At 67.6% G+C, this 26,497-nt stretch carries 27 protein-coding genes; 5 read left to right on the top strand and 22 right to left on the bottom strand.

Annotation, left to right across the window (positions count from 1 at the left end):
* Nucleotides 1–17: 17 nt before the first annotated feature.
* From XAN126_RS0101095 to XAN126_RS0101050, 10 genes are all read right to left on the bottom strand, one after another.
* On the bottom strand, nucleotides 18–893 hold the full coding sequence (locus tag XAN126_RS0101095; protein ID WP_024276753.1) for a F0F1 ATP synthase subunit gamma: 876 nt from the start codon (nucleotides 891–893) through the stop codon (nucleotides 18–20).
* Between the two features lie 36 nt (nucleotides 894–929).
* Nucleotides 930–2,462 (bottom strand): F0F1 ATP synthase subunit alpha, encoded by a 1,533-nt coding sequence (gene atpA, locus XAN126_RS0101090; protein WP_024276752.1) that lies wholly within the window; start codon nucleotides 2,460–2,462, stop codon nucleotides 930–932.
* Nucleotides 2,462–3,016 (bottom strand): F0F1 ATP synthase subunit delta, encoded by a 555-nt coding sequence (locus XAN126_RS0101085; RefSeq protein ID WP_024276751.1) that lies wholly within the window; start codon nucleotides 3,014–3,016, stop codon nucleotides 2,462–2,464. Before XAN126_RS0101085 ends, atpA begins: the two co-directional genes overlap by 1 nt.
* A 236-nt stretch (nucleotides 3,017–3,252) precedes the next feature.
* Nucleotides 3,253–3,978 carry an amino acid ABC transporter ATP-binding protein gene (locus XAN126_RS0101080; RefSeq protein WP_024276750.1) on the bottom strand — a complete coding sequence of 242 codons (726 nt, stop codon included), beginning with the start codon at nucleotides 3,976–3,978 and terminating at the stop codon, nucleotides 3,253–3,255.
* On the bottom strand, nucleotides 3,956–4,615 hold the full coding sequence (locus tag XAN126_RS0101075) for an amino acid ABC transporter permease (protein ID WP_024276749.1): 660 nt from the start codon (nucleotides 4,613–4,615) through the stop codon (nucleotides 3,956–3,958). Before XAN126_RS0101075 ends, XAN126_RS0101080 begins: the two co-directional genes overlap by 23 nt.
* Nucleotides 4,612–5,286: an amino acid ABC transporter permease gene (locus XAN126_RS0101070; protein ID WP_024276748.1), complete on the bottom strand. Its 675-nt coding sequence runs from the start codon at nucleotides 5,284–5,286 to the stop codon at nucleotides 4,612–4,614. Before XAN126_RS0101070 ends, XAN126_RS0101075 begins: the two co-directional genes overlap by 4 nt.
* A gap of 74 nt (nucleotides 5,287–5,360) precedes the next feature.
* The gene (locus tag XAN126_RS0101065) at nucleotides 5,361–6,107 is read right to left on the bottom strand and encodes a transporter substrate-binding domain-containing protein (protein ID WP_051460721.1); all 747 of its coding nucleotides are present in this window, start codon (nucleotides 6,105–6,107) and stop codon (nucleotides 5,361–5,363) included.
* Nucleotides 6,108–6,408: 301 nt separating this feature from the next.
* Nucleotides 6,409–7,758, bottom strand: a complete 1,350-nt coding sequence (locus XAN126_RS0101060) for a S41 family peptidase (RefSeq protein WP_024276746.1) — start codon at nucleotides 7,756–7,758, stop codon at nucleotides 6,409–6,411.
* A complete protein-coding gene (locus tag XAN126_RS0101055; RefSeq protein WP_024276745.1) occupies nucleotides 7,755–9,188 on the bottom strand; it encodes a peptidoglycan DD-metalloendopeptidase family protein in 1,434 nt (477 codons plus the stop codon). The genes XAN126_RS0101060 and XAN126_RS0101055 overlap by 4 nt, the downstream gene beginning before the upstream one ends.
* Before the next feature lie 92 nt (nucleotides 9,189–9,280).
* Complete coding sequence (locus XAN126_RS0101050) at nucleotides 9,281–11,143, bottom strand: M3 family oligoendopeptidase (protein ID WP_024276744.1); 1,863 nt, start codon at nucleotides 11,141–11,143, stop codon at nucleotides 9,281–9,283.
* A gap of 277 nt (nucleotides 11,144–11,420) precedes the next feature.
* Between XAN126_RS0101050 and XAN126_RS0101045 the strand changes: the two genes are divergently transcribed.
* The 3 genes from XAN126_RS0101045 to XAN126_RS26735 all read left to right on the top strand — a co-directional run bounded on the left by XAN126_RS0101045 (nucleotide 11,421) and on the right by XAN126_RS26735 (nucleotide 16,155).
* Entirely contained in the window at nucleotides 11,421–12,146 is a 726-nt protein-coding gene (locus XAN126_RS0101045; protein ID WP_024276743.1) for a response regulator, read from the top strand.
* Between the two features lie 96 nt (nucleotides 12,147–12,242).
* Complete coding sequence (locus XAN126_RS0101040; RefSeq protein WP_024276742.1) at nucleotides 12,243–14,264, top strand: L,D-transpeptidase family protein; 2,022 nt, start codon at nucleotides 12,243–12,245, stop codon at nucleotides 14,262–14,264.
* A 454-nt stretch (nucleotides 14,265–14,718) separates the two neighbouring features.
* Nucleotides 14,719–16,155 (top strand): DUF882 domain-containing protein, encoded by a 1,437-nt coding sequence (locus XAN126_RS26735; RefSeq protein WP_081762788.1) that lies wholly within the window; start codon nucleotides 14,719–14,721, stop codon nucleotides 16,153–16,155.
* A gap of 33 nt (nucleotides 16,156–16,188) precedes the next feature.
* Here the strand turns inward: XAN126_RS26735 and XAN126_RS0101030 are convergent, their stop codons facing one another.
* The gene (locus tag XAN126_RS0101030) at nucleotides 16,189–16,452 is read right to left on the bottom strand and encodes a DUF2312 domain-containing protein (RefSeq protein ID WP_029876550.1); all 264 of its coding nucleotides are present in this window, start codon (nucleotides 16,450–16,452) and stop codon (nucleotides 16,189–16,191) included.
* Nucleotides 16,453–16,653: 201 nt separating this feature from the next.
* On the opposite strand from XAN126_RS0101030, the gene XAN126_RS0101025 reads away from it, so the two are divergent.
* Both XAN126_RS0101025 and XAN126_RS0101020 read left to right on the top strand, forming a co-directional pair.
* Nucleotides 16,654–17,586: a DMT family transporter gene (locus tag XAN126_RS0101025; RefSeq protein WP_051460527.1), complete on the top strand. Its 933-nt coding sequence runs from the start codon at nucleotides 16,654–16,656 to the stop codon at nucleotides 17,584–17,586.
* Between the two features lie 71 nt (nucleotides 17,587–17,657).
* Nucleotides 17,658–18,191 (top strand): DUF1036 domain-containing protein, encoded by a 534-nt coding sequence (locus XAN126_RS0101020; RefSeq protein WP_029876548.1) that lies wholly within the window; start codon nucleotides 17,658–17,660, stop codon nucleotides 18,189–18,191.
* Between the two features lie 6 nt (nucleotides 18,192–18,197).
* On the opposite strand, the gene XAN126_RS0101015 is transcribed toward XAN126_RS0101020, so the two are convergent.
* The 11 genes from XAN126_RS0101015 to XAN126_RS0100965 form a co-directional block, all read right to left on the bottom strand.
* Nucleotides 18,198–18,872: a tetratricopeptide repeat protein gene (locus XAN126_RS0101015; RefSeq protein ID WP_197023990.1), complete on the bottom strand. Its 675-nt coding sequence runs from the start codon at nucleotides 18,870–18,872 to the stop codon at nucleotides 18,198–18,200.
* 143 nt (nucleotides 18,873–19,015) lie between these two features.
* Nucleotides 19,016–19,141, bottom strand: a complete 126-nt coding sequence (gene ykgO, locus XAN126_RS0101010; RefSeq protein ID WP_024276737.1) for a type B 50S ribosomal protein L36 — start codon at nucleotides 19,139–19,141, stop codon at nucleotides 19,016–19,018.
* Between the two features lie 146 nt (nucleotides 19,142–19,287).
* Nucleotides 19,288–19,770 carry a 23S rRNA (pseudouridine(1915)-N(3))-methyltransferase RlmH gene (rlmH, locus tag XAN126_RS0101005; protein WP_024276736.1) on the bottom strand — a complete coding sequence of 161 codons (483 nt, stop codon included), beginning with the start codon at nucleotides 19,768–19,770 and terminating at the stop codon, nucleotides 19,288–19,290.
* Nucleotides 19,771–19,804: 34 nt separating this feature from the next.
* Nucleotides 19,805–20,185 carry a ribosome silencing factor gene (rsfS, locus tag XAN126_RS0101000; protein WP_245272190.1) on the bottom strand — a complete coding sequence of 127 codons (381 nt, stop codon included), beginning with the start codon at nucleotides 20,183–20,185 and terminating at the stop codon, nucleotides 19,805–19,807.
* A gap of 108 nt (nucleotides 20,186–20,293) precedes the next feature.
* Entirely contained in the window at nucleotides 20,294–20,971 is a 678-nt protein-coding gene (locus XAN126_RS0100995) for a nicotinate-nucleotide adenylyltransferase (protein WP_024276734.1), read from the bottom strand.
* Nucleotides 20,971–22,212, bottom strand: a complete 1,242-nt coding sequence (locus XAN126_RS0100990) for a glutamate-5-semialdehyde dehydrogenase (protein WP_051460719.1) — start codon at nucleotides 22,210–22,212, stop codon at nucleotides 20,971–20,973. Before XAN126_RS0100990 ends, XAN126_RS0100995 begins: the two co-directional genes overlap by 1 nt.
* A gap of 183 nt (nucleotides 22,213–22,395) precedes the next feature.
* Complete coding sequence (locus XAN126_RS0100985) at nucleotides 22,396–23,331, bottom strand: hypothetical protein (RefSeq protein ID WP_024276732.1); 936 nt, start codon at nucleotides 23,329–23,331, stop codon at nucleotides 22,396–22,398.
* 143 nt (nucleotides 23,332–23,474) lie between these two features.
* Nucleotides 23,475–24,662: a glutamate 5-kinase gene (gene proB / locus XAN126_RS0100980; RefSeq protein ID WP_024276731.1), complete on the bottom strand. Its 1,188-nt coding sequence runs from the start codon at nucleotides 24,660–24,662 to the stop codon at nucleotides 23,475–23,477.
* A 24-nt stretch (nucleotides 24,663–24,686) separates the two neighbouring features.
* Complete coding sequence (locus tag XAN126_RS28600; RefSeq protein WP_197022945.1) at nucleotides 24,687–24,797, bottom strand: type II toxin-antitoxin system VapC family toxin; 111 nt, start codon at nucleotides 24,795–24,797, stop codon at nucleotides 24,687–24,689.
* Between the two features lie 43 nt (nucleotides 24,798–24,840).
* The gene (obgE, locus tag XAN126_RS0100970; RefSeq protein ID WP_024276730.1) at nucleotides 24,841–25,878 is read right to left on the bottom strand and encodes a GTPase ObgE; all 1,038 of its coding nucleotides are present in this window, start codon (nucleotides 25,876–25,878) and stop codon (nucleotides 24,841–24,843) included.
* Nucleotides 25,879–26,001: 123 nt separating this feature from the next.
* Nucleotides 26,002–26,454, bottom strand: coding sequence for an RICIN domain-containing protein (locus XAN126_RS0100965; RefSeq protein WP_081762468.1), 453 nt, complete (start codon nucleotides 26,452–26,454; stop codon nucleotides 26,002–26,004).
* Nucleotides 26,455–26,497: the final 43 nt, after the last annotated feature.

Genomic DNA, 26,497 nt, shown 5'->3' with positions numbered 1-26,497 from the left:
CCTCGTCCAGGCCGTGGTCAGAGCGCTTCGGCGCCGGAGATGATTTCGATGAGTTCCTTCGTGATCATGGCCTGACGCGTCCGGTTGTAGATCAGCGTCTGCTTCTTGATCATGTCGCCCGCATTCCGCGTCGCGTTGTCCATGGCGCTCATCTGCGAGCCGTAGAACGACGCCTGGTTTTCCAGGAGGGCGCGGAAGATCTGCACCGCGATGTTGCGGGGCAGGAGGTCGGCGAGGATGTCTTCCTCGGCCGGCTCGTATTCATAGACCGGACCGGCCGCATCCGCGTCCCGCGCCTCGAAGGTGGCGGGGATGATTTGCTGGGCGGTCGGCACCTGCGAGATCACACTCTTGAACTGGGCGTAGAAGAGCGTGCACACGTCAAACGCACCCTGGTCGAGCAGGGCGAGGATCTTCGACGCGATGGCGTCGGCATCCTTGAAGCTCAGGGTGCGCACCGAGCGCAGGTCCACCAGATCGATGATGCGGTCGGGATAGGTCCGGCGCAGCTGGTCGTAGCCCTTGCGGCCGACGCAGAAGAACTTGACGTCCTTGCCTTCGCCGAGCAGCTGCTGCGCCCGCTCGCGGGCGAGCCGGACGATGGAGGTGTTAAAGGCACCGCACAGTCCGCGCTCGCCGGTCGCCACCAGAAGCAGGTGCTTCTCGCTGGAGCCGGTGCCGGCGATGAGGACGGGCGCCTGCCCGCCGCCGATGATACCGGCGGCGAGATTGCCCAGCACCGTCTCCATGCGCTCGGCATAGGGACGGGCCGCTTCCGCCGCCATCTGGGCGCGACGCAGCTTCGCCGCGGCGACCATCTGCATCGCCTTGGTGATCTTCTGCGTCGCCTTCACCGAGGCGATGCGGTTTCGTAGGTCTTTCAGGCTCGCCATGGTGCCCGTCCGTCAGGTTCGAGGAACAGGCGCCGTTCAGGCAAAGCTCTTGGCAAAGGCGTCGATGGCCTTCGTCAGCTTCTCCATGGTGTCCTTGGAGATTTCCTTGGACGACCGGATGGCTTCCAGAATCTCCGGATGCTGCGAGCGCAGCGCCAGGAGGAGGCCCTGCTCGAACTCGCGGACCTTGGAGACCGGCAGCGGGTCGAGATAGCCGTTGGTGCCGGCATAGATCACCGCCACCTGCTCCTCGACCTTCAGCGGCGCGAACTGGCTCTGCTTCAGCAGCTCGGTCAGTCGGGCGCCGCGGTTGAGCAGCTTCTGGGTGGAGGCGTCGAGGTCGGAGCCGAACTGGGCGAAGGCCGCCAGCTCACGATACTGGGCGAGCTCGCCCTTGATCTTGCCGGCGACCTGCTTCATCGCCTTGATCTGGGCCGAGGAGCCCACGCGCGACACCGAGAGGCCGACGTTCACCGCCGGGCGGATGCCCTGGTAGAACAAATCGGACTCAAGGAAGATCTGGCCGTCGGTGATCGAGATGACGTTGGTCGGGATGTAAGCCGACACGTCGTTCGCCTGGGTCTCGATGACCGGGAGGGCGGTGAGCGAACCGGCGCCGTGGGCGTCGTTCAGCTTGGCCGCACGCTCCAGCAGGCGGGAGTGGAGATAGAACACGTCGCCGGGATAGGCCTCGCGGCCGGGCGGGCGGCGCAGCAGCAGCGACATCTGGCGGTAGGCCACGGCCTGCTTGGACAGGTCGTCATGGATGATGAGCGCGTGCATGCCGTTGTCACGGAAATACTCGCCCATGGCGGTGCCGGTGAACGGCGCCAGGAACTGCATCGGCGCGGCGTCCGAGGCGGTGGCGGCGACGACGATGGAATACTCCAGCGCGCCCTGCTCCTCGAGCACCTTCACGAACTGCGCGACGGTGGAGCGCTTCTGGCCCACCGCGACGTAGACGCAGTAGAGCTTCTGGCTCTCGGGAGCGTCGCCGGCGTTCAGGGGCTTCTGGTTCAGGATGGCGTCGAGCGCCACGGCGGTCTTGCCGGTCTGGCGGTCGCCAATGATCAGCTCGCGCTGGCCGCGGCCGATCGGGATCAGCGCGTCGATGGCCTTGAGGCCGGTCTGCATGGGCTCATGCACCGACTTGCGCGGGATGATGCCCGGCGCCTTCACGTCGACACGGCGACGCTCGGTGAACATGATCGGGCCCTTGCCGTCGATCGGGTTGCCAAGGGCATCCACGACGCGGCCGAGCAGGCCCTTGCCGACCGGGGCGTCCACGATGGCACCGGTCCGCTTGACGGTCTGGCCTTCCTTGATCTCGCGGTCGGAGCCGAAGATCACGATACCGACGTTGTCGATTTCGAGGTTCAGCGCCATGCCGCGCGTGCCGTTCTCGAACTCGACCATCTCGCCGGCCTGGACGTTGTCGAGGCCGTAGACGCGGGCGATGCCGTCACCGACGGAGAGAACCTGGCCGACCTCGGAGACTTCAGCCTCCTGGCCAAAACCCTGGATCTGCTGCTTGAGGATGGCGGAGATTTCAGCGGCTCGAATGTCCATCAGCGGACCTCTTTCATCGCATGCCGGATAGAATTGAGTTTGGTCTTGAGCGAGGCGTCGACCATGCGGGAGCCGAGCTTCACGATGAGACCACCGAGGATGGACGGATCGACGGTGACGTCGAGGTTCACGTCCTTGCCGGTCTGCTGCGCCAACGCGTCCTTGAGCGCGGCGAAGTGGGTGTCGCTCAGGGGAGCAGCCACCGTCACTTCCGCCGTCGTCTCACCGCGCTGGGCGGCCACGAGGGCGGCATAGTCGGAAATCATCCTGGGCAACGCGAACAGGCGGCGGTTCTGCGCCACCAGCTTCACGAAATTTCCGGCGAGGCCGGAAATGCCCACCTGACCAAGAACCGCGGAGATGGCCTTGAGCTGTTCCTCGGCCGAAAAGACCGGGCTTTTCACCAGCCGCGCCAGATCCGCGTTTTCAGCAATCAGAGCCGACAGGCGATCGAGATCCGCCTTAACGGAATCGACGGCACCGGCCTCGCCCGCCAGTTCGAACAGCGCGGTCGCATAGCGCCCCGCCATGCCTGACACGATCGTATCCGCCACCCCGCACCTCTCTCGGACTTCCAGGGCCGGTCACGCACCTTGCGTCACCTCTCCCCAAGCCCTTGATCTGTTGGGAATAAAATTGTGCGATCTCGCGAGGGGGCTTAACCCGTCCCTCGAAATCCCGGAGTGCCTAACACAGGCAGATCAAGGCGGCAACATGACGGGAGGATGGCGCATAGGCCGCATTGCCGCACCGCGACAGGCTTGACCGTAACGCAATCCCCACGGCGGCCTCAGCTTTGGCCGAGAAACTGCCTGAGCTCCGCCGTTTGAGGATTCGCAAATACTTCTTCCGGCGGACCGATCTCATGCACCCGCCCCTGGTGCATGAACACCACCCGGTCGCACACTTCCCGTGCGAAGCGCATCTCGTGCGTGACCATGAGGAGGGTCATCCCCTCCTCGGCCAGCTTCTTCACCACCGCCAGCACCTCGTTGACGAGTTCGGGGTCGAGCGCGGAGGTGATCTCGTCGCACAGCAGCGCCAGCGGCTTCATGGCCAGGGCGCGGGCGATGGCAACGCGCTGCTGCTGGCCGCCGGACAGCTCGTCGGGATAGGCGTCGAACTTGTGGGCAAGGCCGACTTGCTCCAGGCGCACCCGCGCCTCGGCCTCGGCCTCCTTCTGCGACACCTTCTTCACCACCATGGGCGAGAGCATCACGTTGCGCCCGGCGGTGAGGTGGGGAAACAGGTTGAAGCCCTGGAAGATCATCCCGACCTTGAGCCGGAGCGCACGCAGGTGCACCTCGTCCGGCGCCAGCTGGGCGCCGGCGACGGTGATGGAACCGTCGTTGATGGTCTCAAGCCCGTTGATGCAGCGCAGAAGGGTCGATTTGCCCGAGCCCGACTTGCCGATGATGGCGATGACCTCGCCGGCCGCCACGTCGAGGTTGATTCCCTTCAGGACCTCGTTCTGGCCGAAGCTCTTCCTGACCTCAGTGATGGTGATGAGCGACATTCAGCTTCCTTTCGAGAAGCTGGCTGCTCTTCGACAGAGGCCAGCACAGCACGAAATAGATGAGGGCGGCGAAGCCGTAGACGGTGAACGGCTCGAACGTGGCGTTGGTGATGATGGTGGCGGCCTTGGAGAGTTCCACGAAGCCGATGATGGAGGTCAGCGCCGTTCCCTTCACCACCTGCACCGAGAAGCCCACCGTGGGCGGCACGGCGATGCGCAGAGCCTGGGGCAGCACCACGTAGCGCAACTGCTCGAAGAAGCTCATGGCCAGCGACGAGGAGGCCTCCCACTGCCCCTTCGGGATGGACTCGACGCAGCCGCGCCAGATCTCGGCGAGGAAGGCGGAGGTCCAGAGCGTCAGCGAGACGAAGGCCGCCGCCCAGGGCGAGACGTCGAGACCCATCAGCGGCAGGCCGAAGAAGATGAGGAACAGCTGCATCAGCAGCGGAGTGCCCTGAAACAGCTCAATGTAGAGATTGGCGGCCCGCTGCAACCACGGTTTGCGGGCGATGCGGCAGTAGAGCACCATGAGCCCCACCACGCCGCCGCCGATGAAGGCGAGGATGGAGAGCAGCACGGTCCAGCGTGCCGCCAGTAGCAGGTTGGAGACGATGTCCCAGGTGGAGAATTGGGTCATGTCGTCTTCCTCCGGCGCGGAAAGAGAAACAGCCCGAGCCCCCGCATGACCTGGCGCAGCAGCACCGCCAGCAGCAGATAGAGCACCGTCACGACGATGTAGGACTCGAAGGCGCGGAACGTCCGCGACTGGATGAAGTTTGCGGCGAAGGTCAGCTCCTCCACCGAGATCTGCGAGCACACCGCCGAGCCGAACATGACGATGACGATCTGCGAGGTCAGCGCCGGCCAGATCTTCTGCAGTGCCGGCACCAGCACCACGTGGCGGAAGGTCTGGATCGGGCTCATGGCGAGGCTGGCACCGGCCTCGAACTGGCCGCGCGGCGTCGCCTCGATACCGGCGCGGATGATCTCGCAGGCATAGGCACCGAGATTGATGACCATGGCGAGGATGGCCGCCTGCATCTCGGTGAGCCCCACGCCGACCGCCGGCAGACCGAAGAAGATGAAGAACAGCTGGATCAGGAACGGCGTGTTGCGGATCAGCTCCACATAGGCCGAGACGATGGGCCGGAGCCAGCGTGGCCCCAGCGCCTTCGCCCAGGCGCAGGCGATGCCAAGCCCGACGCCGAGGGCACCGCCGACCACGATCAGCTCCACGGTGATGGCGACACCCTTCACCAGCACCGGCCCGTAGTCGGCCAGGGATGAGAAATCGAAACTGTAGGCCATGTTCGGCTGGTTCCCCGATGGCGCAGTGCCCGTGGATCGCTCCCTGCCCCGTCACCGGGCAGGGAGCTGCGTCCTCAGAGGTCCTTGGGAAGCGGGGCGCCGAGCCACTTCTCGGAGATCTTTTCCAACGCGCCGTCGGCCTTGGCCGCGGTGAGGATGGCGTTGACCTTCTCCAGCAGCTTCGGCTCGTCCTTGTTCAGGCCGACGAAGCAGGGCGAGTTCTTGATGAGCACCTTCACTGTGGGCTTCTTCGGCGGGTTGCGGGCGAGGATGGCCGCGGCCACCACGTTGCCGGTCGCTACCACCTTCACCTGGCCGGACAGGAAGGCCGAGATGGTGGAGTTGTTGTCCTCGTAGCGCTTGATGTCGGCGGTGGGCGGGGCGACCTTGGTCAGCTCCAGATCTTCCACCGAGCCGCGAGTGACGCCCACCGTCATGCCGGCGATGTCCTCCACCTTCTCCACCTTCACGTCGGCCGGGCCGAAGATGCCGTTGAAGAAGGGCGCGTAGGCCACCGAGAAATCGATCACCTTCTCGCGGTCGGGGTTCTTGCCCAGGCTGGAGATGACGAGATCGACCTTCTTGGTCTGCAGGTAGGGGATGCGGTTGGCGCTCGACACCGGCACCAGCTCGGCCTTCACGCCGAGGCCCTTGGCGATGAGGTTGGCGACGTCGATGTCGTAGCCCACGGGCTTGAGGTCGGTGCCCACCGAACCGAACGGGGGGAAGTCCTGCGGCACGGCGATCTTGATGACACCGGCCTTGAGGATGTCATCGAGAGCTTCCGCATGCGCGGGGGCAGCGGCAAGGCCAAGGACCATCGCGCTGCCCAAGGCGGCGCCGGCCAGGGTCCGGGAAAGGAAAGATCTGCGGGTTGCCTGCATGGCGGAACCGAAACTCCGTGGGCGGCGCGAGCGCGCCATCGCCCCCTGAGGAGCAAGCGGTATGCCAGCGTGCATGCAATACCGCCGCGAGCCGGCCGGACCGGACCAACCCTTGATGGCGATCGCTGCCCGGCGCAGTCCCAGAACGCAAAATGCCCCGTCCGAGCATTCGGACGGGGCATTTGCCTAAAGTCTAGGCAGATGCTGAACGGCGCGCCGGTCAGCTTCCGTCAGGGCATCAATTGGCCTGCGAGGACTTGTTCGGCGTCGCCGGGAAGGCGGCGTTCTTCACGGTGCCCTTCATCAGCTCGACCGCGAGCTTCAGCTGGGTGTCGTCCTTCGGATCCGGCGGGACATAAGAGGGCGAGCCGGTCTGCTCGTCGTCGCCGTTCTTCAGGTGGCCCTTCAGCGAGGCTTCGCCGCGGGTCGAGTCCGTGGAAACGCCGAGCTTCTGCTTCATCTCGTCGGGCAGGTCCTGCACCAGGACGATATCGGGCTCGATGCCCTTGGCCTGGATGGAGCGGCCCGACGGCGTGTAGTAGCGCGCCGTGGTGAGCCGCAGGGCGCCCTGCTGGCCGAGCGGGATGATGGTCTGCACCGAGGCCTTGCCGAAGGTGCGCGAGCCCAGGATCGTCGCCCGCTTGTGATCCTGCAGCGCGCCGGCGACGATCTCGGAGGCCGAGGCAGAGCCGCCGTTCACCATCACGATCACCGGCTTGCCCTTGGTGAGGTCGCCGCCGCGGGCGTTGAAGCGCTGCGTTTCTTCCGGGTTGCGGCCTCGGGTGGAGACGATCTCGCCACGCTCGAGGAACGCATCGGACACCGCCACCGCCTGATCGAGCAGGCCGCCGGGGTTGTTACGCAGGTCGATGATGTAGCCCTTGATCTTGTCCGGGCCGATCTTCGCGGTCAGGTCTTCGATGGCCTTCTTCAGGGTCTCGAAGGTCTGCTCGTTGGTGAAGGAATTGATGCGGATATAGGCGATGTCATCCGCCTCGACGCGCGAGCGCACCGTCTGAAGCTTGATGGTGTCGCGCACCAGCTTCACTTCGATGGGCTTCTCGACGCCCTTGCGCAGGATGGTGAGCGTGATGGGCGTGTTGACCGGCCCACGCATCTTGTCCACCGCCTCATTCAGGGTCATGCCCTGAACCTGGTCGCCGTCGAGCTTGGCGATGAGGTCGCCGGAGAGCACGCCGGCCTTGGCGGCGGGGGTACCCTCCATGGGGGTGACGACCTTCACCAGGCCGTCTTCCATGATGACCTCGATGCCGAGGCCGCCGAACTCGCCGCGGGTCTGAACCTGCATGTCGCGGTGATTCTTCGCGTCCATGTAGGAGGAGTGCGGATCGAGCGACTGCAGCATGCCGTTGATGGCCGCCTCGATCAGCTTGGCGTCATCGGGCTTCTCGACATAGTCGGAGCGCACGCGCTCGAAGACGTCGCCGAACAGATTGAGCTGCTTGTAGGTATCGGACGACGCGGCCTCTGCCGCGGTCCCGAGGATCAGCCGTGGCTGGACCGCTGCAACCGCCACGAGGGCGCCAGCCGCCACGCCAAATAGAAAGAGAGACGTCCGACGCATTATCCACGTACCTTCTGACTGTCCGTTGCCGCCCACCATGGCGTGGGGTCGATCGAGAGCCCGTCTTTTCGGAACTCGACATACAATTGGGGCTGTCCCGTGGCCGTTGCGGGCGACGGTGAGCCGTTTTGGGCGGATGTGCCACTCCCCCCGGGACCGATGCCCCCCGGACCGCGCTGCACCGTATTGGCCACGGTACGGGACAGGCCCCCCATGACCCCCACCGGCTCGCCCGCGAGGACGAACTGGCCGAGGTCCACGGTGATCCGTTCCATGCCTGCCATCAGAATATGGTAGCCACCGCCCGCGTTGATAATCAAGAGTTGGCCATAGCTGCGGAAGGGTCCGGCGTAGACCACCCAGCCGTCGGCCGGCGCGCTCACCGGGGCACCGGCGCGGGTGGCGATGGTGATGCCCTTCTCGGTACCTCCCACCCCGTCCGCCGCCCCGAAATTCCGCAACGTCACGCCGGCCACCGGAAGCGGCAGCAAGCCTTTGGCCTGCGGGAAAGCGATGGCCGGCGTCAGGCGCGCCGGGTCCTTGAGCGCGGTCAGGTCGGGCCGCCCGGGTTCCTGCGGGCGCGTCACCGCCTGCGCGGCATCAGCTGCCCTAGCGGAAGGACCGACCTCGTTCTCCAGCCTCGTCACGAGATCGTGCACGTCCCCCGTGGCCTTGGCGACGCTTTCCGCCTGCGCCTTGTCGGCGGAAGCGACCGGATGCTCCTCCGCCTGCCGCTTCTGGCGCTCGCCCACCAGCACGGCGAGGCGGCGGCTGTCCTCGTCGAGGTCGGCGCGCAGGCTGGTCAGGCTGTCGCGAGCGGACGCAAGTTCGGTACGCACCCGGGACAGCTCGGACAGGTCGGAGGCCAATGTCTCCGCCTCCACCCTGAGTTCCGGCAGGAGGGCGCCGAGCAGGATGGCCGAGCGCACCGCGTCCAGCGCATCGTCCGGGCGCATGAGGATGGCAGGCGGCGGCTCGCGCCCCATGCGCATCAGGGCCGCCAGCACCTGGGCGAGGACGCCCCGGCGCTTGCCGAGGGAGGTGTTGAGGTCTGCGGCGGAACGGTCCAGCTGGGCGATGCGGCCTTCCACATCGATGAGCTGCTGCTCCACCGCGCGGGTGCGGGCGGCCGTGTCGAGCAGCATCTGATTGAGGCGGCCGCGATCGCCCTTCGCCGCTTCAAGGTCGGCGCGGAGCTTGCGCTGGGCCTCCTCGGAGCCCCTCACATCGGCCTTCAGCGCATCCGTGTCGATGCCGGTGCGGTTGGGGACGGGCGGCGGCAGCGGCACCGCTGGCGGGGGCGCGCCCGGCTGGGCCAAGGCCCGGGAAACGAGAGCCTGGGAAACGAGGGCCAGCGGAACACGCAGCCACGGGGCCGCGGCCAGGAGGGTCGCGGCCAGCGTCAGGAGGATCAGGACCGACCGCGGCTTCATGAACCGATCCTCAACGAACAGGGTTGAGGATCGGTAAAGCCCAAGGCGTCCGCAAGCGGCTTTCTCAGGCGGCGCGCAAGGCCCGGGTCCGCTCAGCCCTCCATGCTCTCCAGCTCGGAGATCATGCGGTCGATGAGGTTGAGGCCGGTCTGCCAGAAGGCCGGATCGCGGGCATCGAGGCCAAACGGGGCGAGCAGCTCCGCATGGTGCTTGGTGCCGCCGGCGGCGAGCATTTCCAGATACCGCTCCGCGAAGCCGTCGGAAGCCTTCTCGTAGACCGCATAGAGCGAGTTCACGAGGCAGTCGCCGAAGGCATAGGCGTAGACGTAGAAGGGCGAGTGGATGAAGTGCGGGATGTAGGTCCAGAAGGTCTCGTAGCCCGCACCGAGGTGGATGGCCGGGCCGAGGCTCTCGCTCTGCACCTGCATCCAGATCTCGCCGATCTTCTCCGAGGTCAGCTCGCCCTGGCGGCGCTCGGAATGGACGTGGCGCTCGAAGGTATAGAAGGCGGTCTGGCGGACCACCGTGTTGATCATGTCCTCCACCTTCTGGGCGAGCATGATCTTGCGGGTCCTCGGATTTTCCGCCGAATCCAGCAGCTTGCGGAAGGTCAGCATCTCGCCGAACACCGAGGCGGTTTCCGCCAGCGTCAGCGGGGTCGGCGCCATCAGCGCGCCCTGTCGGCCGGCGAGCACCTGGTGGACGCCGTGGCCCAGCTCATGGGCCAGCGTCATCACGTCCCGCGGCTTGCCCTGGTAGTTGAGCAGCACATAAGGGTGGGCGGACGGCACAGTGGGATGGGCGAAGGCGCCGGGCGACTTGCCGGGGCGGACTGGCGCGTCGATCCAGGACTTGTCGAAGAAGGTGCGGGCGATGTCGGCCATCTTCGGCGAGAAGTTGCCGTAGGCGGTGAGCACCGTGTCCTTCGCCTCGCCCCAGCCGATGTCGCGGCTCTCCACCTTGGGCAGAGGCGCGTTGCGGTCCCAGAACTCCAGCTTGTCCTTGCCGAACCAGCGGGCCTTCAGAGCGTAATAGCGGTGCGAGAGGCGCGGATAGGCCTCGCGGATGGACGAGACCATGGCATCCACCACCTCCTTTTCCACCCGGTTGGCGAGGTGGCGGGAGGAGGCGACATCGGGGAAGCCGCGCCAGCGGTCGGAAATCTCCTTGTCCTTCGCCAGCGTGTTGGTGACGAGGGTGAACAGGCGCAGGTTCTTCGAGAAGGTATCGGCGAGGGCGAGGCCGGCGGTGCGGCGCACCTCCTCCTTCGTGTCCTGCATCAGGTTCAGCGTCGGCTCGATGGCGAGCTCCTGCCCGTCCACGTTGAACCGCAGCGAGGAGATCGTCTCGTCGAACAGCCGGCTCCAGGCGCTGCGCGACGGGCTCGACTTCTCGTGGAACAGCTGCTCGATCTTGTCGTCGAGCTGATAGGGCTTGTCCTTCCTGAGATCTTCGATCCACGGCCGGTAATGACCGAGCGCCGGGTCGGCCATGGCGGCTTCCAGCGCCGCGTCGTCGAGCCGGTTCAGCTCCAGCGTGAAGAACAGGAGATGCGTGGACGAATCGGTCAGCTTTTCCTGGATGTCGCCATAGAACTTGGCGCGGGCCGGGTCCGAGGTGTCGCCGGCATAGATGAGGCTGCCATAGGAGGCGATGCGGCCGAGGAGGTCGTCCACCGCCTCATAACGCTTCACCGCCTCGGCCAGCGCCGCGCCGGCATTGGGGGCGGCGAGGAGGTCGGCGAGCTTGCCCTTGTAGGCGTCCTCGAACGCCTTGCACTCCACATCGGCCTTGGCGATGTCCGCCGCCAGCTCCGGTGCGTCCATGGCTGCATAGAGGTCGGTGAGATTCCACTCGGGCAGCGTCTCGGTGGCTGCGGCGGAGGCGACGGCGGTCTGGGCGGCGTGACGGGCGGCGGAAAAGGCGCTTTCGAAATCGTGCGAACGAACGGGCATCGCCGAAACGCGGGCAATGGCGTGCGGAAGAGTGTGCGGCATGGAACCTCCGGAAACGGGCGGCGCGGTCCGTTTGGGCCGCACCCGCTCTTGCACTCGATCGTGGCGGACAAAATCGCCGCAATGGCCCCGCGCCGCAAGCCGGGTTGGCGAAGGCGCGGTCGGCAAGGGCGCGGTCGGACCGCGGGAGAGCGTACGGCATCAGGGTGAGGGGTTCTTAACCATCGCCGCCCAATGTCGGGGACGAATCTCACCCGACCGAGTCGCCCGCCCTTCCATGTCTTCTTCCCTTCTGATCGTCGAAGACGATTCCGACGAGGCGCGCCGCCTCGAACAGGCGCTCACCCGAATGGGTTACCGCTGCACCGTCGCCCATGACGGCGACTCGGCTCTCGCCCTTCTCAGGGCGGAGCGATTCGACGCGGTGCTGCTCGACCTCGTGCTGCCCGGCCTCGACGGCATGGGTGTCCTGTCCGCCCTTGCGGCAGGCGGCAACGAGACCCCGGTCGTGGTTCAAGTGACCCCGGCCGGCCTCGACGCCGCCGGCGGCGCCATCCGGGCCGGCGCGCGCGATTTCGTCGTGAAGCCCGCCGGCGCGCTACGTCTGGAGGTGGCGCTCGGCAATGCCGTGGCGCTCGCACGGGCCGCTTCAGGCAGCCGCCCCGCCCCGCAGCGGGCTCCCACGCCTCTCGCTCAGGACAATGTGATCGCCTTCCCCTCGGCCGCGACTCAGGCTCGCCCCGAGCGTGGGACGGAAGAGATGATCGGTACCGCGTTTGCCCGGCTCGATGCCTCCGGCCACACCCGCAGACTGGACCAGATCGAGGCCGAAGCCATCCGTTTTGCTTGCCACCTCTATGGCGGGCGGATGGCCGAGGTGGCGCGCCGTCTCGGCATCGGCCGCTCGACGCTCTACCGCAAGCTCGCCGAACTGGGCGAGACAGAGGTAGAGGCCAACCATCAGATGGAACCGTCGGCGGCACAATTTGTTGCTGCCGAGTGACAAGACACCACAAACCCGGCATTCGCCCAAGCTTGTGAGTTGATTGAAGCCTCCCGGCACGGCACCAACACAGCGGGTGGAGGCGAGGAGAGCACAATGGGTATCGCGCAGCGTGAGGTTAGCGTCGCGGGCACGTTGTGCCGGCTGATGAGCGCTGGCCTGGTGGGCCTCTCCCTCGGCGTCGCCCCGGCCGCCGCAGCAACGGGCGACATTCCCGTCACCGCCAATGCCGGCATGGGCACGGGGGATATGGGCACAAGCGATGCCGCGCCCTCCGGCGCCCGCGCGACCGGCGGCATCGACGGCGCAGGCAATGCCGCGGTTCCGCTCACGACGCCCCTGCCCCCAGCAGCCACTGCCCCGGCGCCCGTGCCCCGTGCCGCCGCTCCCGCCTCCGTTGCGAGCCCCGTTCGCGGCGGCGTCGATTCGGCTGGCGACAGCCCGGCCCCCGCCCCGGTTCAAACGCCCGCCGCAGCCCAATTCAACCCCGCTGCGGCCACCCCCGCCCAGGCCAATCCCGCTCCAGTCGCCCCCGCCCAGCCGGCTCCGGCCCAGGCCGCAACGCCCGTTCCCGCGCCGCAGCCCGTCGTTGCCGCCAACCCGCTCGCGCCGGTGAGCGAGGCCATCGCCACGCTCCTCGCCACGCCCGAGAGCATCACCCCTTCCAAGAAGGAGCAGGAGGCGCTCACGACCTTCTATGGCGCGCGCCAGACCATGCCGGTCTTCGTGACCGACACCGGGCTCGACGCACGCGGCAGGGCCGTGATCGCTCGGCTGGATGCCGCCGGCGAGGACGGTCTCGATCCCGCCGACTATCAGGTGCCCCTGCCGAAGAAGGGCGCCACGGCGGCCGATCTCGCCCGCACCGAGCTGAAGATCGCCGTCGCCGCCATGACCTATGCGCGCCATGCGCAGTCCGGCCGCTTCGATCCCGGCCGCATCTCTTCGCTGGTCACCCCGGTGCGCGATATCCCGGACGCGACCGCCACCCTGACCAAGATCGCCTACGCCCCCGACGCCAACGCCGCCCTCGCCGCCTTCAACCCGCCCCACCCGGGCTACAAGGCCCTGAAGGCGCAGCTCGCCAAGGCGAACGGAAGCGCGCCCACCATCCCCGCCATTCCGCCCGGTCCGCAGGTGAAGCCCGGCGCCAGCGACCCGCGCATGCCCACCCTGCGCGCCCGCCTCGGCATCGTCGGCAAGCCAGGCGATGATCTGGTCTACGATCCGGCGCTGGTGGAGGCGGTGAAGGCCTTCCAGGAAGCTTCGAAGATCAAGCCGACCGGCATCATCGGCCCGGCGACGCTCGCCGCCCTCAATGTGGGCGCCACCAGCTCCAGCGGCAGCCTGCGCAACGACGTCATCGCCAACATGGAGCGCTGGCGCTGGCTGCCGCGCGACCTCGGCGAAAAGTTCGTGATGGTCAACATCCCCGAGTTCATGGTGCGGATCTACCAGGACGGCCGGGTGATCCACGAGACCCGCGTGGTGGTGGGCAAGCCGGAGACGCCGACCCCGCTGCTGACCCGCGAAATGCAGTACATCGTGGTGAATCCGGCCTGGAACATCCCGCCGAGCATCGCCCGCAACGAAATGATGCCGCTGCTGCGCAGCGACCCCAGCGCCCTTGCCCGCCGCGGCATCCAGGTGGTGCGCAACGGCTCGGGCGGCTACTCGTTCCGCCAGGACCCGGGCGAGCGCAACGCCCTGGGCCGTATCAAGTTCATGTTCCCCAACGACCACTCGGTCTATCTGCACGACACGCCGTCCAAGGCGCTGTTCCAGAACGATCGCCGCGCCTACAGCCACGGCTGCGTGCGCGTCTACGAGCCGCTGAAGTTCGGCGAAGTCATCTTCAACGCCGGCCTGCCGGGCGACAACTGGACCGAGCAGCGCATCTCGAAGATGTTTGGCGGCTCGGAGCGCTACATCAACCTGAAGCAGCGTTTCCCGGTCCACATCGTCTATTTCAACGCCTTCGTGGATGGGGCGGGCCGTCTCGTGATGCGCGAGGATCTTTACGGCATCAATGCCGCGACCAAGACCTACCTGGGCCTCGACGGCAAGCAGCGAATCGCCGACAGCGCGACGCCCAAGACGGCGCCCCGCGCCCGTTGATCCCTGATCGATCGCGAAGGCCCGCTCCGGCGGGTCTTCTTTTTTATCAGTAACTTAGCTGCCTACCACCATTTGCGCCGCGACAACCTGCCGCGATTTTGGCAGGAAAGTCAGCACTGCTGCCCCTTGCCTGATGCATGGAGGCCACAGCCCGACGCAACGTCTGGCACGTTTTCGCCATACTCCGCCGCTACTCACGGGACCGTGACCCGAGGCAAGGCCATCTGCCGCCCTCGGTGAGCTGGGGGAGCCGGGTGTCAACGCACCCTTAACCGAACCCGACAAGACTCCGTCTCCATCGCTTCGCGGCAACACATCGCGAAGTCCTTGAAATCTGAGCCTCGGGTTCGAGACATTGGCCATCCGCACCACGCCTGAAACCGTCCGCCACACGCGCCGCCCCAGCGGCCAGCGCGACCGGTCCGCCTTTCAGGCGATCCTGCCAGCCCTCGCCATGGCGGGAAGTCTCATCCTCGCCGGCACCACCTCGCTGCAGAATGCGGTGGCCAACGGCGATACCCGTACCATCACCCTGCACCACACCCATTCCGGCGAGAGCGGTAGCTTCACCTTCAAGAAGGACGGCCGCTACGATCAGGCGGTGCTCGCCCAGCTGAATCACTTCCTGCGCGACTGGCGCAACCAGAAGTCGACCCAGATGGACCCCCAGCTGTTCGACATCGTCTGGGAGGTCTACCGGGAGGTGGATGCCAGCGCCCCCATCCAGATCGTCTCGTCCTACCGCTCGCCGGAAACCAACTCCATGCTGCGCGCCCGCTCCAGCGGCGTGGCGAAATTCTCCCAGCACATGCTGGGCAAGGCGATGGACTTCTACATTCCGGGTGTGAACCTCACCGACCTGCGCGTCGCCGGCTTGCGGCTCCAGCGCGGCGGCGTCGGCTTCTACCCCACCTCCGGTTCGCCCTTCGTCCATATGGACACCGGCAACGTGCGCCACTGGCCCCGCATGACCCACGACCAGCTCGCCCGCGTCTTCCCGGACGGCAAGACGGTGCATGTGCCCACCGACGGGCGTCCGCTGGCGAAATACGACGTGGCGCTGGCCGAGATCCAGGCGCGCGGCTCCAAGCCCGGCGTGGGCGTCGCAAGCGCCGGCAAGGGCAAGAACTTCTTCGCCAGCCTGTTCGGCAAGAAGGATGCGGACGACGACGAGGGCGGCGAGGCCCCGACCGCCGCCTCCTCCACGGTCGCGTCCGCCGAAGACACGGCCAGCCGCGAGACGCCGGCTTCCGCGCCCGCCCGCGCGGTGCGGACCGCGTCCGCCACCATGCCCATTCCCCCGACCCGGCCGGCCGAAATCGTCGCCGGCGCCATGGTCAGCGCGCAGGCGACGCGCAACGGCTTCCTCGCGCCTCTTCCCCTGCCCCGCCCGGCGGAGGCCGACCGCAACACCCGCACCGCCAGCCTCACCTCGGCGCCCGTGCCGCTGCCCTCGGTCATCACCCGCGGCACCGAAGGGGAGACCGGGCCGGTTCTCGGCTACGCCGCCGCCGGCTCCATGATGGATCAGCGGATGCCGCTGACGGGCGGCTTCATGGCCGGCGCGCACGGACATCCGGCTGCCGTGGCAACGGCGCCAGTGACCGCGACAAGCGCTCCGGCGAGCGCACGCCCGCGCACCAAGCTTTCCGAAATCGCCTTCGGGCGGCTGTTCCTGTCGCCGAGCCTCTCCAACGAGCTGTATCTGCGTGTGCCGGAGATGCGGCAGTTGGCGACCTTCATGGCGCCGCCGCGTGAAGTGGTGGCGACGGCCTTCTCGCGGGACGGCTCATTCGGCCTCAAGGCCCGCTTCGCCGGCACCGCCGTGGCGGACCTGCCGACTTACGTGTTCCGTGCGCCCCAGGTGGCCTACAACAGCCAGCGCATGTGATCTGCGCGGGCGGCCCCTCCGCCCGCTGCCGTCTCAGACGAAGATGCCCAGCGCCTGCATATAGAGATCGACGATGGCCTCGTGCTCCTTGCGCTCGTCGACGTCTTCCTTGCGGATTTTCAGGATGGTGCGCAGCGCCTTCACGTCGAAGCCGTTGGCCTTGGCTTCGGCGAACACGTCCTTGATGTCGTCGGCAATGGCCTTCTTCTCCTCCTCGAGCCGCTCGATGCGCTCGATGAAGGACTTGAGCTGTTCCTTGGCAAAGCCCGCAGGGGAATCTGAAACGTCTTCCGCCACCTGGACGGTCTCCTTGGGTTCCGCCGCGCGTCCGTCGAGGCCATGCCGGGCCGGCGCGCGGGTCAAAGGGTGGAGCCGCGATGGCTCCGGAGGGAACGCTGATAGAGGCGGGCCGAAAGGCGCGCGTCAAGGATGCGTCCCCGCTTTCCACCTTGCCGGTGATCCACAACCGGACCGGGACCCGCGGCGGGACAGGTTTTCGTGAGCAAAAACCCCTCCCTCACGCTGGCGTTCGGTACCTTGATGCTGACGCTCGGGGCGCTGGCCATGGGCGCCTCCGTGCTCTTCGTCCGCCTCGCGGATGTGGGGCCGTTCGCCAGTGCCTTCTGGCGGGTGGCACTCGCCCTGCCGCCGCTGGCCCTGTGGGCCGCTCTCGCCGAGGGCACGCGCGCCTTCCGGCCCGACCGGCTGTCGCTACTGGCCGGTGCCTTCTTCGCCGGGGACCTGTTCTTCTGGCATCTCGCCATCCTCGGCACGACCGTCGCTAACGCCACCGTGCTCGCCACCACCTCGCCTTTGTGGATCACCGCCTTCGCGGTGCTCGTGCTGCGCCAGAAGGTGTCCCGTGACGGGCTGATCGGCCTCGCGCTGTGCATTGCCGGTGCGCTGGCGCTCGTGGGCCGCTCGTGGCAGTTCGATCCGCAGCATCTGCCGGGGGACGCCGCGGGGCTGGCGACGGCCGTATTCTTCGCCGGCTATTTCCTCGCCGTCAGCCGGGCCCGTGCCTCACGCGGGGCGGCAGCGATCACCCTCGTCTCCACCGCCACCACGGCGCTGATCCTGCTGGCGGTGGCCCTCATCGCAGAGCCGACCCTGTGGCCCGCCAGCGCCGGCGGTCTTGCGGGGCTGGTGGCGCTGGCCCTCGTCTCGCAGGTGGGCGGACAGGGGCTGATGGCGGTGGGCCTTGCCTCCGTGCCGCCGGCGTTCGGCGCGCTGGTCTTCTTTCTCGAGGTGGCCTCCGCCGCAGCGCTGGGCGCCCTGCTCCTGGATGAGCCCATTACCGCGCTTCAGGCGGCGGGTGGCGCGCTGATCCTTGCCGGCATCGTGGTGGCCCGTCCGCGCGCGCGTCCGGCCCGCACGGGAGAGGTCGGGATGGAGACGTCCGGCACCGGCTACCGGGAGGGCAGGCATTGACGACCCGACGCCCACGAGGCACACAACGTCCCATCATGCCCTTCGCTGCCACGCCCCTCCGCTTCGACGGCATGCCCGAACCCTGCGCGGCGCTTGCGCCGGCCCGACGGGTGACCCCCGCGCCACGGAGCCTCGCGCTCGCGCTCAGCGCCGCGTTCGCGCTTGGGCTCGGCATCAGCCTTATCCCCACGCCCGCGGCCGCCGAATTCCGGCTGTGCAACCGCACCCAGAGCCGGGTCGGCATCGCGCTCGGCTACAAGGACGGCGACGCCTGGGCCACCGAAGGCTGGTGGAACGTCGCGGCCAACAGCTGCGAGACGCTGCTGCGCGGCGACCTCGCGGCGCGCTTCTATTACCTCTATGCCGTGGATTACGACCAGGGCGGCGAGTGGGCCGGCAAGGCCTACATGTGCACCCGGGAAAAGGAATTCACCATCAAGGGCGCCGAGGACTGCCTCGCCCGCGGCTTCGACCGCACTGGCTTCTTCGAGGTGGACACCCAGGAGCAGAAGTCCTGGACGGTGCAGCTCACGGAATCGAACCAGGCGAAGCAGGGACAGGGTCCCGCGCCCCTGCCGCCACCGCCTCCCCGCGCGAAGCCCTGAAGCGGATCAGATTCCCCGGCCCTCGACCTTGATGGTGAGCTGGCTCTCCAGCTCACCCGCCCCATCGAGATGCGGATTGACGGCGAGCGCCTGCCGTACCGCCTGCAGCGCGCGCTTGTCGTCGCCGAGGTCCCGCATGATCAAGGCCAGGCCGTAGAGCATGGCGAAATGGCGCGGCTCGCGCGCCAGCACCTCCCGGATGTCCGCAAGGGCCGCGCCATAGTCGTCGCGCATGTAGAAGATCGTCGCCCGGCGGCTGAGCGCGCCGATATAATCGGGCTCGATCTCGATCACCTCGTCCAGCAGTTGCACGGCAAGGTCCGTCTCCTTCGCCTCGGCTGCCGCCGCCGCGCGGGCCATGAGGAGATCGGCGCTGGGACTGCCGGAATCGCCGAAGATCTGGTCGAGCCGATCGGCGATCATCTTGGCGCTGCGATCGTCGGGGGCGACCTTCAGGGCGGCGAACAGGCCTTCCACCTGGGTCCGCTTGTCCCTCGGCAGGCGCGGCCGGGCCGGGGCGGAATCGGATGGGCTGGCGGACGGGGGACCGGGCTGTGGCATGGCCTTATCGCCGCGCAATTGCTGCGCCTGCGCGAGACCGCCGGAGATCGCCACCGTCAGCACGGCGGCAAGAAAGAGACGCGGCGCACGCAGGGCGCGGTCGGCAAGGCGGAGAGGCATCGCGCGGAAGATCATCGACGAAGTGTCCGCCGCGATGCAGGCGCCGTCAACAACTGCGCCGGCCACAGGGGAGTCCCGGGCCGGCGCAGCAGATCACGTTTGCTCAAGATCGAAGGACCGGACCGGAAGTCCAGCCTGAGCGCTCAGCCCTGACGGGCCTTGTAGCGCTTCTGGGTCTTGTTGATGATGTAGACGCGGCCCTTGCGGCGCACGAGACGGTTCTCGCGGTGACGGCCGAGCAGCGACTTCAGGGAATTGCGGATCTTCATGACAAACTCGCTCGTGTCGAAATTCGGAGCCGACCGCGGCGCGCTTGCCGCGCGGCCTATCGACACCGGGAATTGGATCGGAGCCGGCGTGATAAGGGGCCGGAACCCGGATGTCAATGCGAGCAGCGGATTCCCGCCCGTGCGCGTCACGCCCGATGGTAGGGATGACCGGCGAGGATGGTGACCGCCCGATAGATCTGCTCCGCCAGCATGACCCGCACCAGCTGGTGGGGAAACGTGGCCGTGCCATAGGCGATCATGAGGGACGCCCGCGCCCGCACCTCTTCCCCGAGCCCGTCCGCACCACCGATGACGAAAGCGAGGGCGGAGAGCCCGCCGTCCCGGTCGGAAGCGATGCGGCGGGCGAAATCCTCGCTGGAGAAATTGCGCCCGCGCGGATCGAGCACCACGAGCCCGGCCCCCGCAGGCAGCGCCGCGAGAAGCGCCGCCGATTCCTCGGCCATGCGGTCCTCGGCGCGGCGGGCGGCGGATTCGGCGATCTCGATCATGTCGCACGGGCCGAGGCCCAAGGGCCGGCCGGCGGGGCGGATGCGATCCACGTAGCGGGTCACGAGTTCCCGCTCGGCGCCGGCTTTGAGCCGGCCGACACAGGCGAGGACGAGGCGCACGTCGTCTACAGGCCCGCCGGAACCGGAAACGCCATCAGGAGCGGGGCGTCCCGGACCACATCTTCTCGATATTGTAGAAGGTGCGGACCTCGGGCTGGAAGACGTGGACGATCACGTCGTTCGCATCGATGAGCACCCAGTCGCAGGCCGGCTGGCCTTCCACCCGCACGTGCTTGATCCCCGCCGCCTTGAGCGCCTCGATGAGGTGCTCGGCGATGGCGCCCACGTGCCGCTGCGAGCGGCCGGAGGCAATCACCATGTAGTCGGCGATGGAGGTCTTGCCGCGCAGGTCGATGGAGACGATGTCCTCGGACTTGTCGTCATCCAGCCGGGCTTGGATGAGGGCGAGAATTTCCGCAGCGTCGGGAAGCGCCTCGGAAACCTTGGCGTCTGAAACCGTGGCGGGCGGTGTCATCTCAGCGGCCGCCTGAAGTGCCATCGTGGACAGGGGTCCAAATCCTCTCGCTCAAGGCGACGGTCCAAACCGCCGCACGCCTCAGAATGCCTGCAAATCAATGAATTTTCAAGACGTGTGACGGGCGGACTCGATCTCGTGCCCTCCCGCCCGCCCCCGTGCGGCCCGGATTCCCGTCGAGGAGAGGGGAGATTTCAGCCCGTGGAGGAACACCCAGGCGGGTGGCGCGCAGTCCGCCAGGAGGCGGGCCTCATGCTCGCCGAGACGATAGCGTGCCAGCGCCTGCGCGGCCGGCGAGGCGGTCGCGGCAAGGCTTTGCCCCATGCGGTCCACCACCGCGATGGGTACGAGGTCGGCGATGCCGCGCCAGTGCTGCCAGCGGTCGAAATGGGCGAGATTGTCCGCGCCCATGATCCAGACGAAGCGCACGCCCGGCAGCCGCCGCACGAGATAGGCCAGCGTCTCGTAGGTGTAGCGGGTGCCGATGCCGGCCTCGAAGCCGGTGACGTCGATGCGCGGATGGCGCGCCACCGCGCGGGCGATGGCGATGCGTTCCTCCAGCGGCGGCAGGGCGCGGTTGTCCTTCAGGGGATTGCCCGGCGTAACCAGCCACCAAACCCGGTCGAGGCCGAGCCGGCGCAGGGCGAGGAGGCTCGCCGCCCGGTGCGCGGCATGGGCGGGGTTGAAGCTGCCGCCGAACAGCCCGACGCGCAACCCCTGCGTGACGAAGGGCAGGCGCCGCGCGGCACGCGGCGTCACGGGCTCCACGACGGGGCCGGACGACATCACGGACGGGTCTGTCCCGACCCGTGGATGCGGTACTTGAAGGAGGTGAGCTGCTCGGCACCCACCGGCCCGCGCGCATGCATCCGCCCGGTGGCGATGCCGATCTCCGCGCCGAAACCGAACTCGCCGCCATCGGCGAACTGGGTGGAGGCGTTGTGCAGCACGATGGCGCTGTCCACCTCGGCGAGGAAGCGATCGGCCGCCGCCGCATCCTCGGTGACGATGGAATCGGTGTGGTGGGAGCCGTGCGCCTCGATATGGGCGATGGCGTCGCCCACCCCGTCCACCACCTTCGCGGCGATGATGGCGTCGAGATACTCGGTATCCCAATCCTCAGGGAGGGCCGGCTTCACCCGCGCGTCCACTGCCTGCACCTCGGCATCGCCCCGGATCTCGCAGCCGGCGTCGATCAGCATCTCCACCAACGGCTTGAGGTGCGTTCCGGCCACCGCCCGGTCGATCAGCAGCGTCTCGGCGGCGCCGCAGACGCCGGTGCGGCGCATCTTGGCGTTCAGCACCACGGTCTTGGCCATGTCGAGGTCGGCGGCCTTGTCCACATAGACATGGTTGATGCCGTCGAGATGGGCGAACACCGGCACCCGCGCATCGCTCTGCACCCGCGCGACGAGGCTCTTGCCGCCGCGCGGCACGATCACGTCCACGGTGTTGCCGAGGCCAGCCAGCATGTGGCCCACGGCGGCGCGGTCGGGCACGTTGACGAACTGGACCGCATCCTCAGGCAGGCCGGCGGCAACGAGGCCGGAGATGAAGGCGCGATGGATGGCGCCGGAGGAATTCAGGCTGTCCGACCCGCCGCGCAGGATCACGGCATTGCCGGCGCGCAGGCACAAAGCGGCGGCGTCCGCCGTCACGTTCGGCCGGCTCTCATAGATGACGCCGATGACGCCCAGCGGCGTGCGCACGCGCTCGATGATGAGACCGTTGGGGCGGCTCCAGCGCTCGGTGACGAGGCCGATGGGATCGGCCAGCTCGGCCACCTGCTCCACACCCTCGGCCATGGCCTCCACCCGCGCGGCGGTGAGGGTGAGCCGGTCGAGGAAGGAGCCGGTCATGCCCTCCGCCTTGGCCTTGGCCACGTCGATGGCATTGGCGGCGAGGATGTCGTCAGCCGCTTCACGGATCGCTGCGGCGGCGGCCTTGAGCGCCTGCGTCTTCACCTCGGGCGCAGCGAGGGCGAGGCTGCGGGCCGCGGCGCGGGCGCGCTTGCCCATGGCCAGCATCACCCCCTCCAGCTCCGCCGGCGGCACGGGCCGGCCCGCAGTGGCGGCGGCATCGGTGCGGAGGGCGGAGGCGGTGGACATAACGGGATTCTCACAACGGGGAATGGGGTTCCGCCCCTTCAGATAGGGGCGGACGCCTTGATTAGCACGTCAAGTGGGGCGTGTGACAGGTGCGCGCACGGCTTAGGCCATGGGCGGCAGACTGGGGTCCGGCTCGTCCAGTACCGGCAGCAGCCGGCCGTACACGACTGACAGAAAGGCGCAGTAGACGACAAGCTCAAACGTGGAAATGATGCTGTTCAGGAATGCCACCAGCGCCTGAACGACGGCGGGTATTGTCGGCAGAGACCCCGTCGGTGTTGGAAAATGAGCGGAAAACGGCGGCCACCCAGAGGCGTAAAGGAACATCACCGGCGCCATCACAGTTGCCAGCGGCACAATGAACACCAGCCAGACAAGCAGATGCGCGCCGACGAGGCGCAACGTGTTGCCGCGACCCATGCGCTGCACCTCGCCCCAGGACAGGACCTGCCCCAATGCCCGACCCGGCAGGCGGAGGAGCAGCCGGGCCTGGATCGCGACCAAGGCCAGCCAGATTGCCCCCATGGCTGCGACAGCGAACATCCAATCCGGAAGACGCAAAGCTCTGACCAGCGCCCCGAGCAACGCGATGCCGAGCATCACCAGCAACACCGCGAGAATGGTAACGACCACAATTCTCAGCAAATCAAAGAGATATCCCAGAATTCGCCCAGGCCCCCTGCCCAAGGTCTCGGCATCAAAACCCGCCCGCCCCCGCAAAACCTCATTGTGCGAGATCAGCGCAAGCACGATCAGCGGTACCGAGATCAAGAGCAGGAAAGCGACGACGAGGCCGACAACCAGAGCGATTGACCAGACCGGTAACGGCTGAAAATGCATTGGAGCCGCGATCGCCGCAGGCCGCACGACATTCCACGGATCGAACCCGATCTGCGTGGACGTCCATGGGCCGCTCAGAACCCACCCGGCCAGAATATAGATCGCGATCAGCCGCCAATGCCGCCGGCAAATCACGATGCTCCACTCGAACGCGAGCTTGACCGACCCCCAAATGGGGAGCTTTACCCGTTCGCTCATTATTCCGCCCTGACCGGGGCATGCTTGAGCAACGCACCGGCTCGCCCCAAAGCCGTGGCAGTCACAACCGCTAAACGCCGAAACACAACCTGTCGAGGGGTTTCAGCGCCTTACCTAGCGGTACCGCGTTGTGCTGATGACCTTCACTCCACCCCGAGCGCCAGATCGTCCCGGTGCACCATCTCGGACCGTCCCTTCACGCCCAGCAGCGCCTCGATCTCCGAGGTGGAGTGGCCCATGATGCGGGCGGCGTGGTTGGAATCGTAGGCGACGAGGCCGCGCCCCACTTCGGCGCCATCGGGACCGCGCAGCACCACGGCGTCGCCGCGGTCGAACTGGCCGTCGATGCGCTTCACCCCGGCCGGCAGCAGGCTCGCCCCGCGGCGCAGCGCGGCCACCGCGCCGTCATCGAGATGCAGCGTGCCGCGCGGCTCCAGCGCCCCGGCGATCCAGCTCTTGCGGGCGCGCACGGGATTGGCGGACGTGAGGAACCAGGTGCAGCGCCCGCCCTCCATGATGCGCTTGAGCGGATTCTTCACGTGGCCGGAGGCAATCACCATGTGGGTGCCGGCGGAGGTGGCGATCTTGCCCGCCTCGATCTTGGTACGCATGCCGCCGCGCGACAGCTCCGACCCTGCATCGCCCGCGATGGCCTCGATCTCGGCGCCGATGCGCGGCACCACGGGGATCAGCGTCGCATTGGGGTCCTGCGCCGGCGGGGCGGTGTAGAGCCCGTCGATGTCGGAGAGCAGCACCAGCAGGTCGGCACTCGCCATGGTGGCGACGCGGGCGGCGAGGCGGTCGTTGTCGCCGTAGCGGATCTCGGTGGTGGCGACGGTGTCGTTCTCGTTGATGATCGGCACGGAGCGCAGCTCCATGAGCCGGCCGAGGGTGGAGCGCGCGTTGAGGTAGCGGCGGCGTTCCTCGGTGTCGCCGAGGGTCAGCAGCACCTGCCCGGCGGTGATGTTGTAATGGCCGAGGATGTCCGCCCAGGTCTTGGAGAGCGCGATCTGACCCACGGCGGCGGCGGCCTGGCTGTCCTCCAGCTTCAACGGCCCCGACGGCAGGCCGAGCACGGTGCGCCCCAGGGCGATGGCGCCGGACGATACCACCATCACCTCGCAGCCCTTGGCGTGCAGGGCCGCGATGTCCTCCACCAGCGAGGTCAGCCAGGCGAGGCGCACCCGCCCCTGCGCCCGGTCCACCAGAAGGGCCGAGCCCACCTTGATGACGATGCGGCGGAAATCGGCGAAGGCGGGTGTCTTCGCCTGCGCATCGGAGAACGCTTCGAAGGATGCAGACTCGGGAGAAGCGGTTTCGGGGGAGGACATGGACATGCGAACCGGCAGGGCACTTCAGGCGTGCGGGCGGCGCACGTCGGTGCGGGAGAAGTCATCCCCCTTGAAGAGGAGCGGCACGTCATGCGCCTTGGCCACGGCATAGGCCATCGGGCTGCTGAAGTTCAAGCCCGCCGACACATGCGAAACGGAATGGAGACGAGAACCCGGCCTAGGGCCGCCACCCATCCCGCGGTGCCGCCTCTTCCTTCTCGACGCCGCGCGCCTCCTCCACAACCTCAAGAAGCGCTCTCAGCGCCTCCGGCACGCCCTGGCCCGAGGTGGCGGAGAGGAGCAGCGGCTTCTTCTTCGCCGCGCGCTGGAGGCGCTCCTTCTGCTGCTTGAGCAGTTCGGGCGAGAGGGCATCCACCTTGGAGAGGGCGACGATCTCCGGCTTCTCGTCGAGACCGTGGCCATAGGCGGCAAGCTCCGCGCGGACGGTCTTGTACGCCTTGCCGGCATGCTCGGAGGTGCCGTCCACCAGATGCAGCAGCGCGCGGCAGCGCTCCACATGGCCGAGGAAACGGTCGCCGATGCCGATGCCCTCGTGGGCGCCCTCGATCAGGCCGGGAATATCGGCCAGTACGAACTCGCGCCCGTCCACCCGCACGACGCCGAGGCCGGGATGCAGCGTGGTGAAGGGATAATCGGCGATCTTGGGCTTCGCTGCCGTGGTCGCCGCGAGGAAGGTGGACTTGCCGGCATTGGGCAGGCCGACGAGACCGGCGTCGGCAATCAGCTTCAGCCGCAGCCAGATCCACCGCTCCTGGCCTTCGAGGCCGGGATTGGCGCGGCGGGGAGCCTGGTTGGTGGAGGTCTTGAACTGGGCGTTGCCGAAGCCGCCATTGCCGCCTTCGAGCAGCTTGATGCGCTGGCCCACCTCCGTCATGTCGGCGAGGATGGTCTCCTCGTCCTCGTCGAGGATCTGGGTACCGGCCGGCACCTTCAGCACCACGTCGGCGCCCTTGGCGCCGGTGCATCTGGCGCCCCTGCCGTGGTCGCCCTTCTTGGCCTTGAAATGCTGCTGGTAGCGGTAGTCGATCAGCGTGTTGAGACCGTCGACACACTCGATCCACACGTCACCGCCGCGTCCGCCGTCGCCGCCATCGGGACCGCCGAACTCGATGAACTTCTCGCGCCGGAACGAGACGCACCCTGCCCCGCCGTCTCCGGAGCGCACATAGACCTTGGCCTGATCGAGGAATTTCATGGGTTCGAGGTAGAGGCCGACGGCCCACAAAGCAAGGCCGCCGACGCACGAGGAGGCACGAAACCCGCCATCAGGGCCGCGGATGCAGCCCCGATGCGGCCGGGCCGTCCGCCTTTCCCTGCCTTAGCGCGTGCCCCACTGCTGGTTGGAACGGTCTTCACCGTTGCTCTTGCACGGCCAGGCAACCACGCCCGTTCCGGCCCCGCCGAAACGGGGCACATCAAGGCACATATTGTTCTGCCCGATGATTTCGCCGTTCGCGCCAACCCGCCACTGCTGATTGGCGCCGCCGTTGCACGAATAGATGATGACCCGGTCCCCGGCGCGCGCCGCACCGCCCGAAATGTCGACACAACGCCTGCCGGCCCGGATCGTCCCGTCACCCATGAAGGTGAAGGACTGATTGTCGCCGCCGTTGCACGGAAAGACGATAATCGACGTGCCATTGGGCTGGTCGAGGCCGCCCTTGACGTCGAGGCAGAGGTTGCTCGCATGGCCCGGCCGCAGTTCGCCCGCGCTTGCCCCGCCCACCAGCACACAGCAAAAGGCGGCCGCCGTCATCAGAATTCGCATCATTTTCCCCCCGGAATGAGGTTCCACCCTACCATTACAGCCAAGC

This window comes from Xanthobacter sp. 126 (assembly GCF_000526175.1).
In the GTDB taxonomy this organism is placed as follows: domain Bacteria; phylum Pseudomonadota; class Alphaproteobacteria; order Rhizobiales; family Xanthobacteraceae; genus Xanthobacter; species Xanthobacter aminoxidans.
Note: the sequence above shows the minus strand (reverse complement) of the source record. Positions and strands in the feature narration are given on the sequence as shown.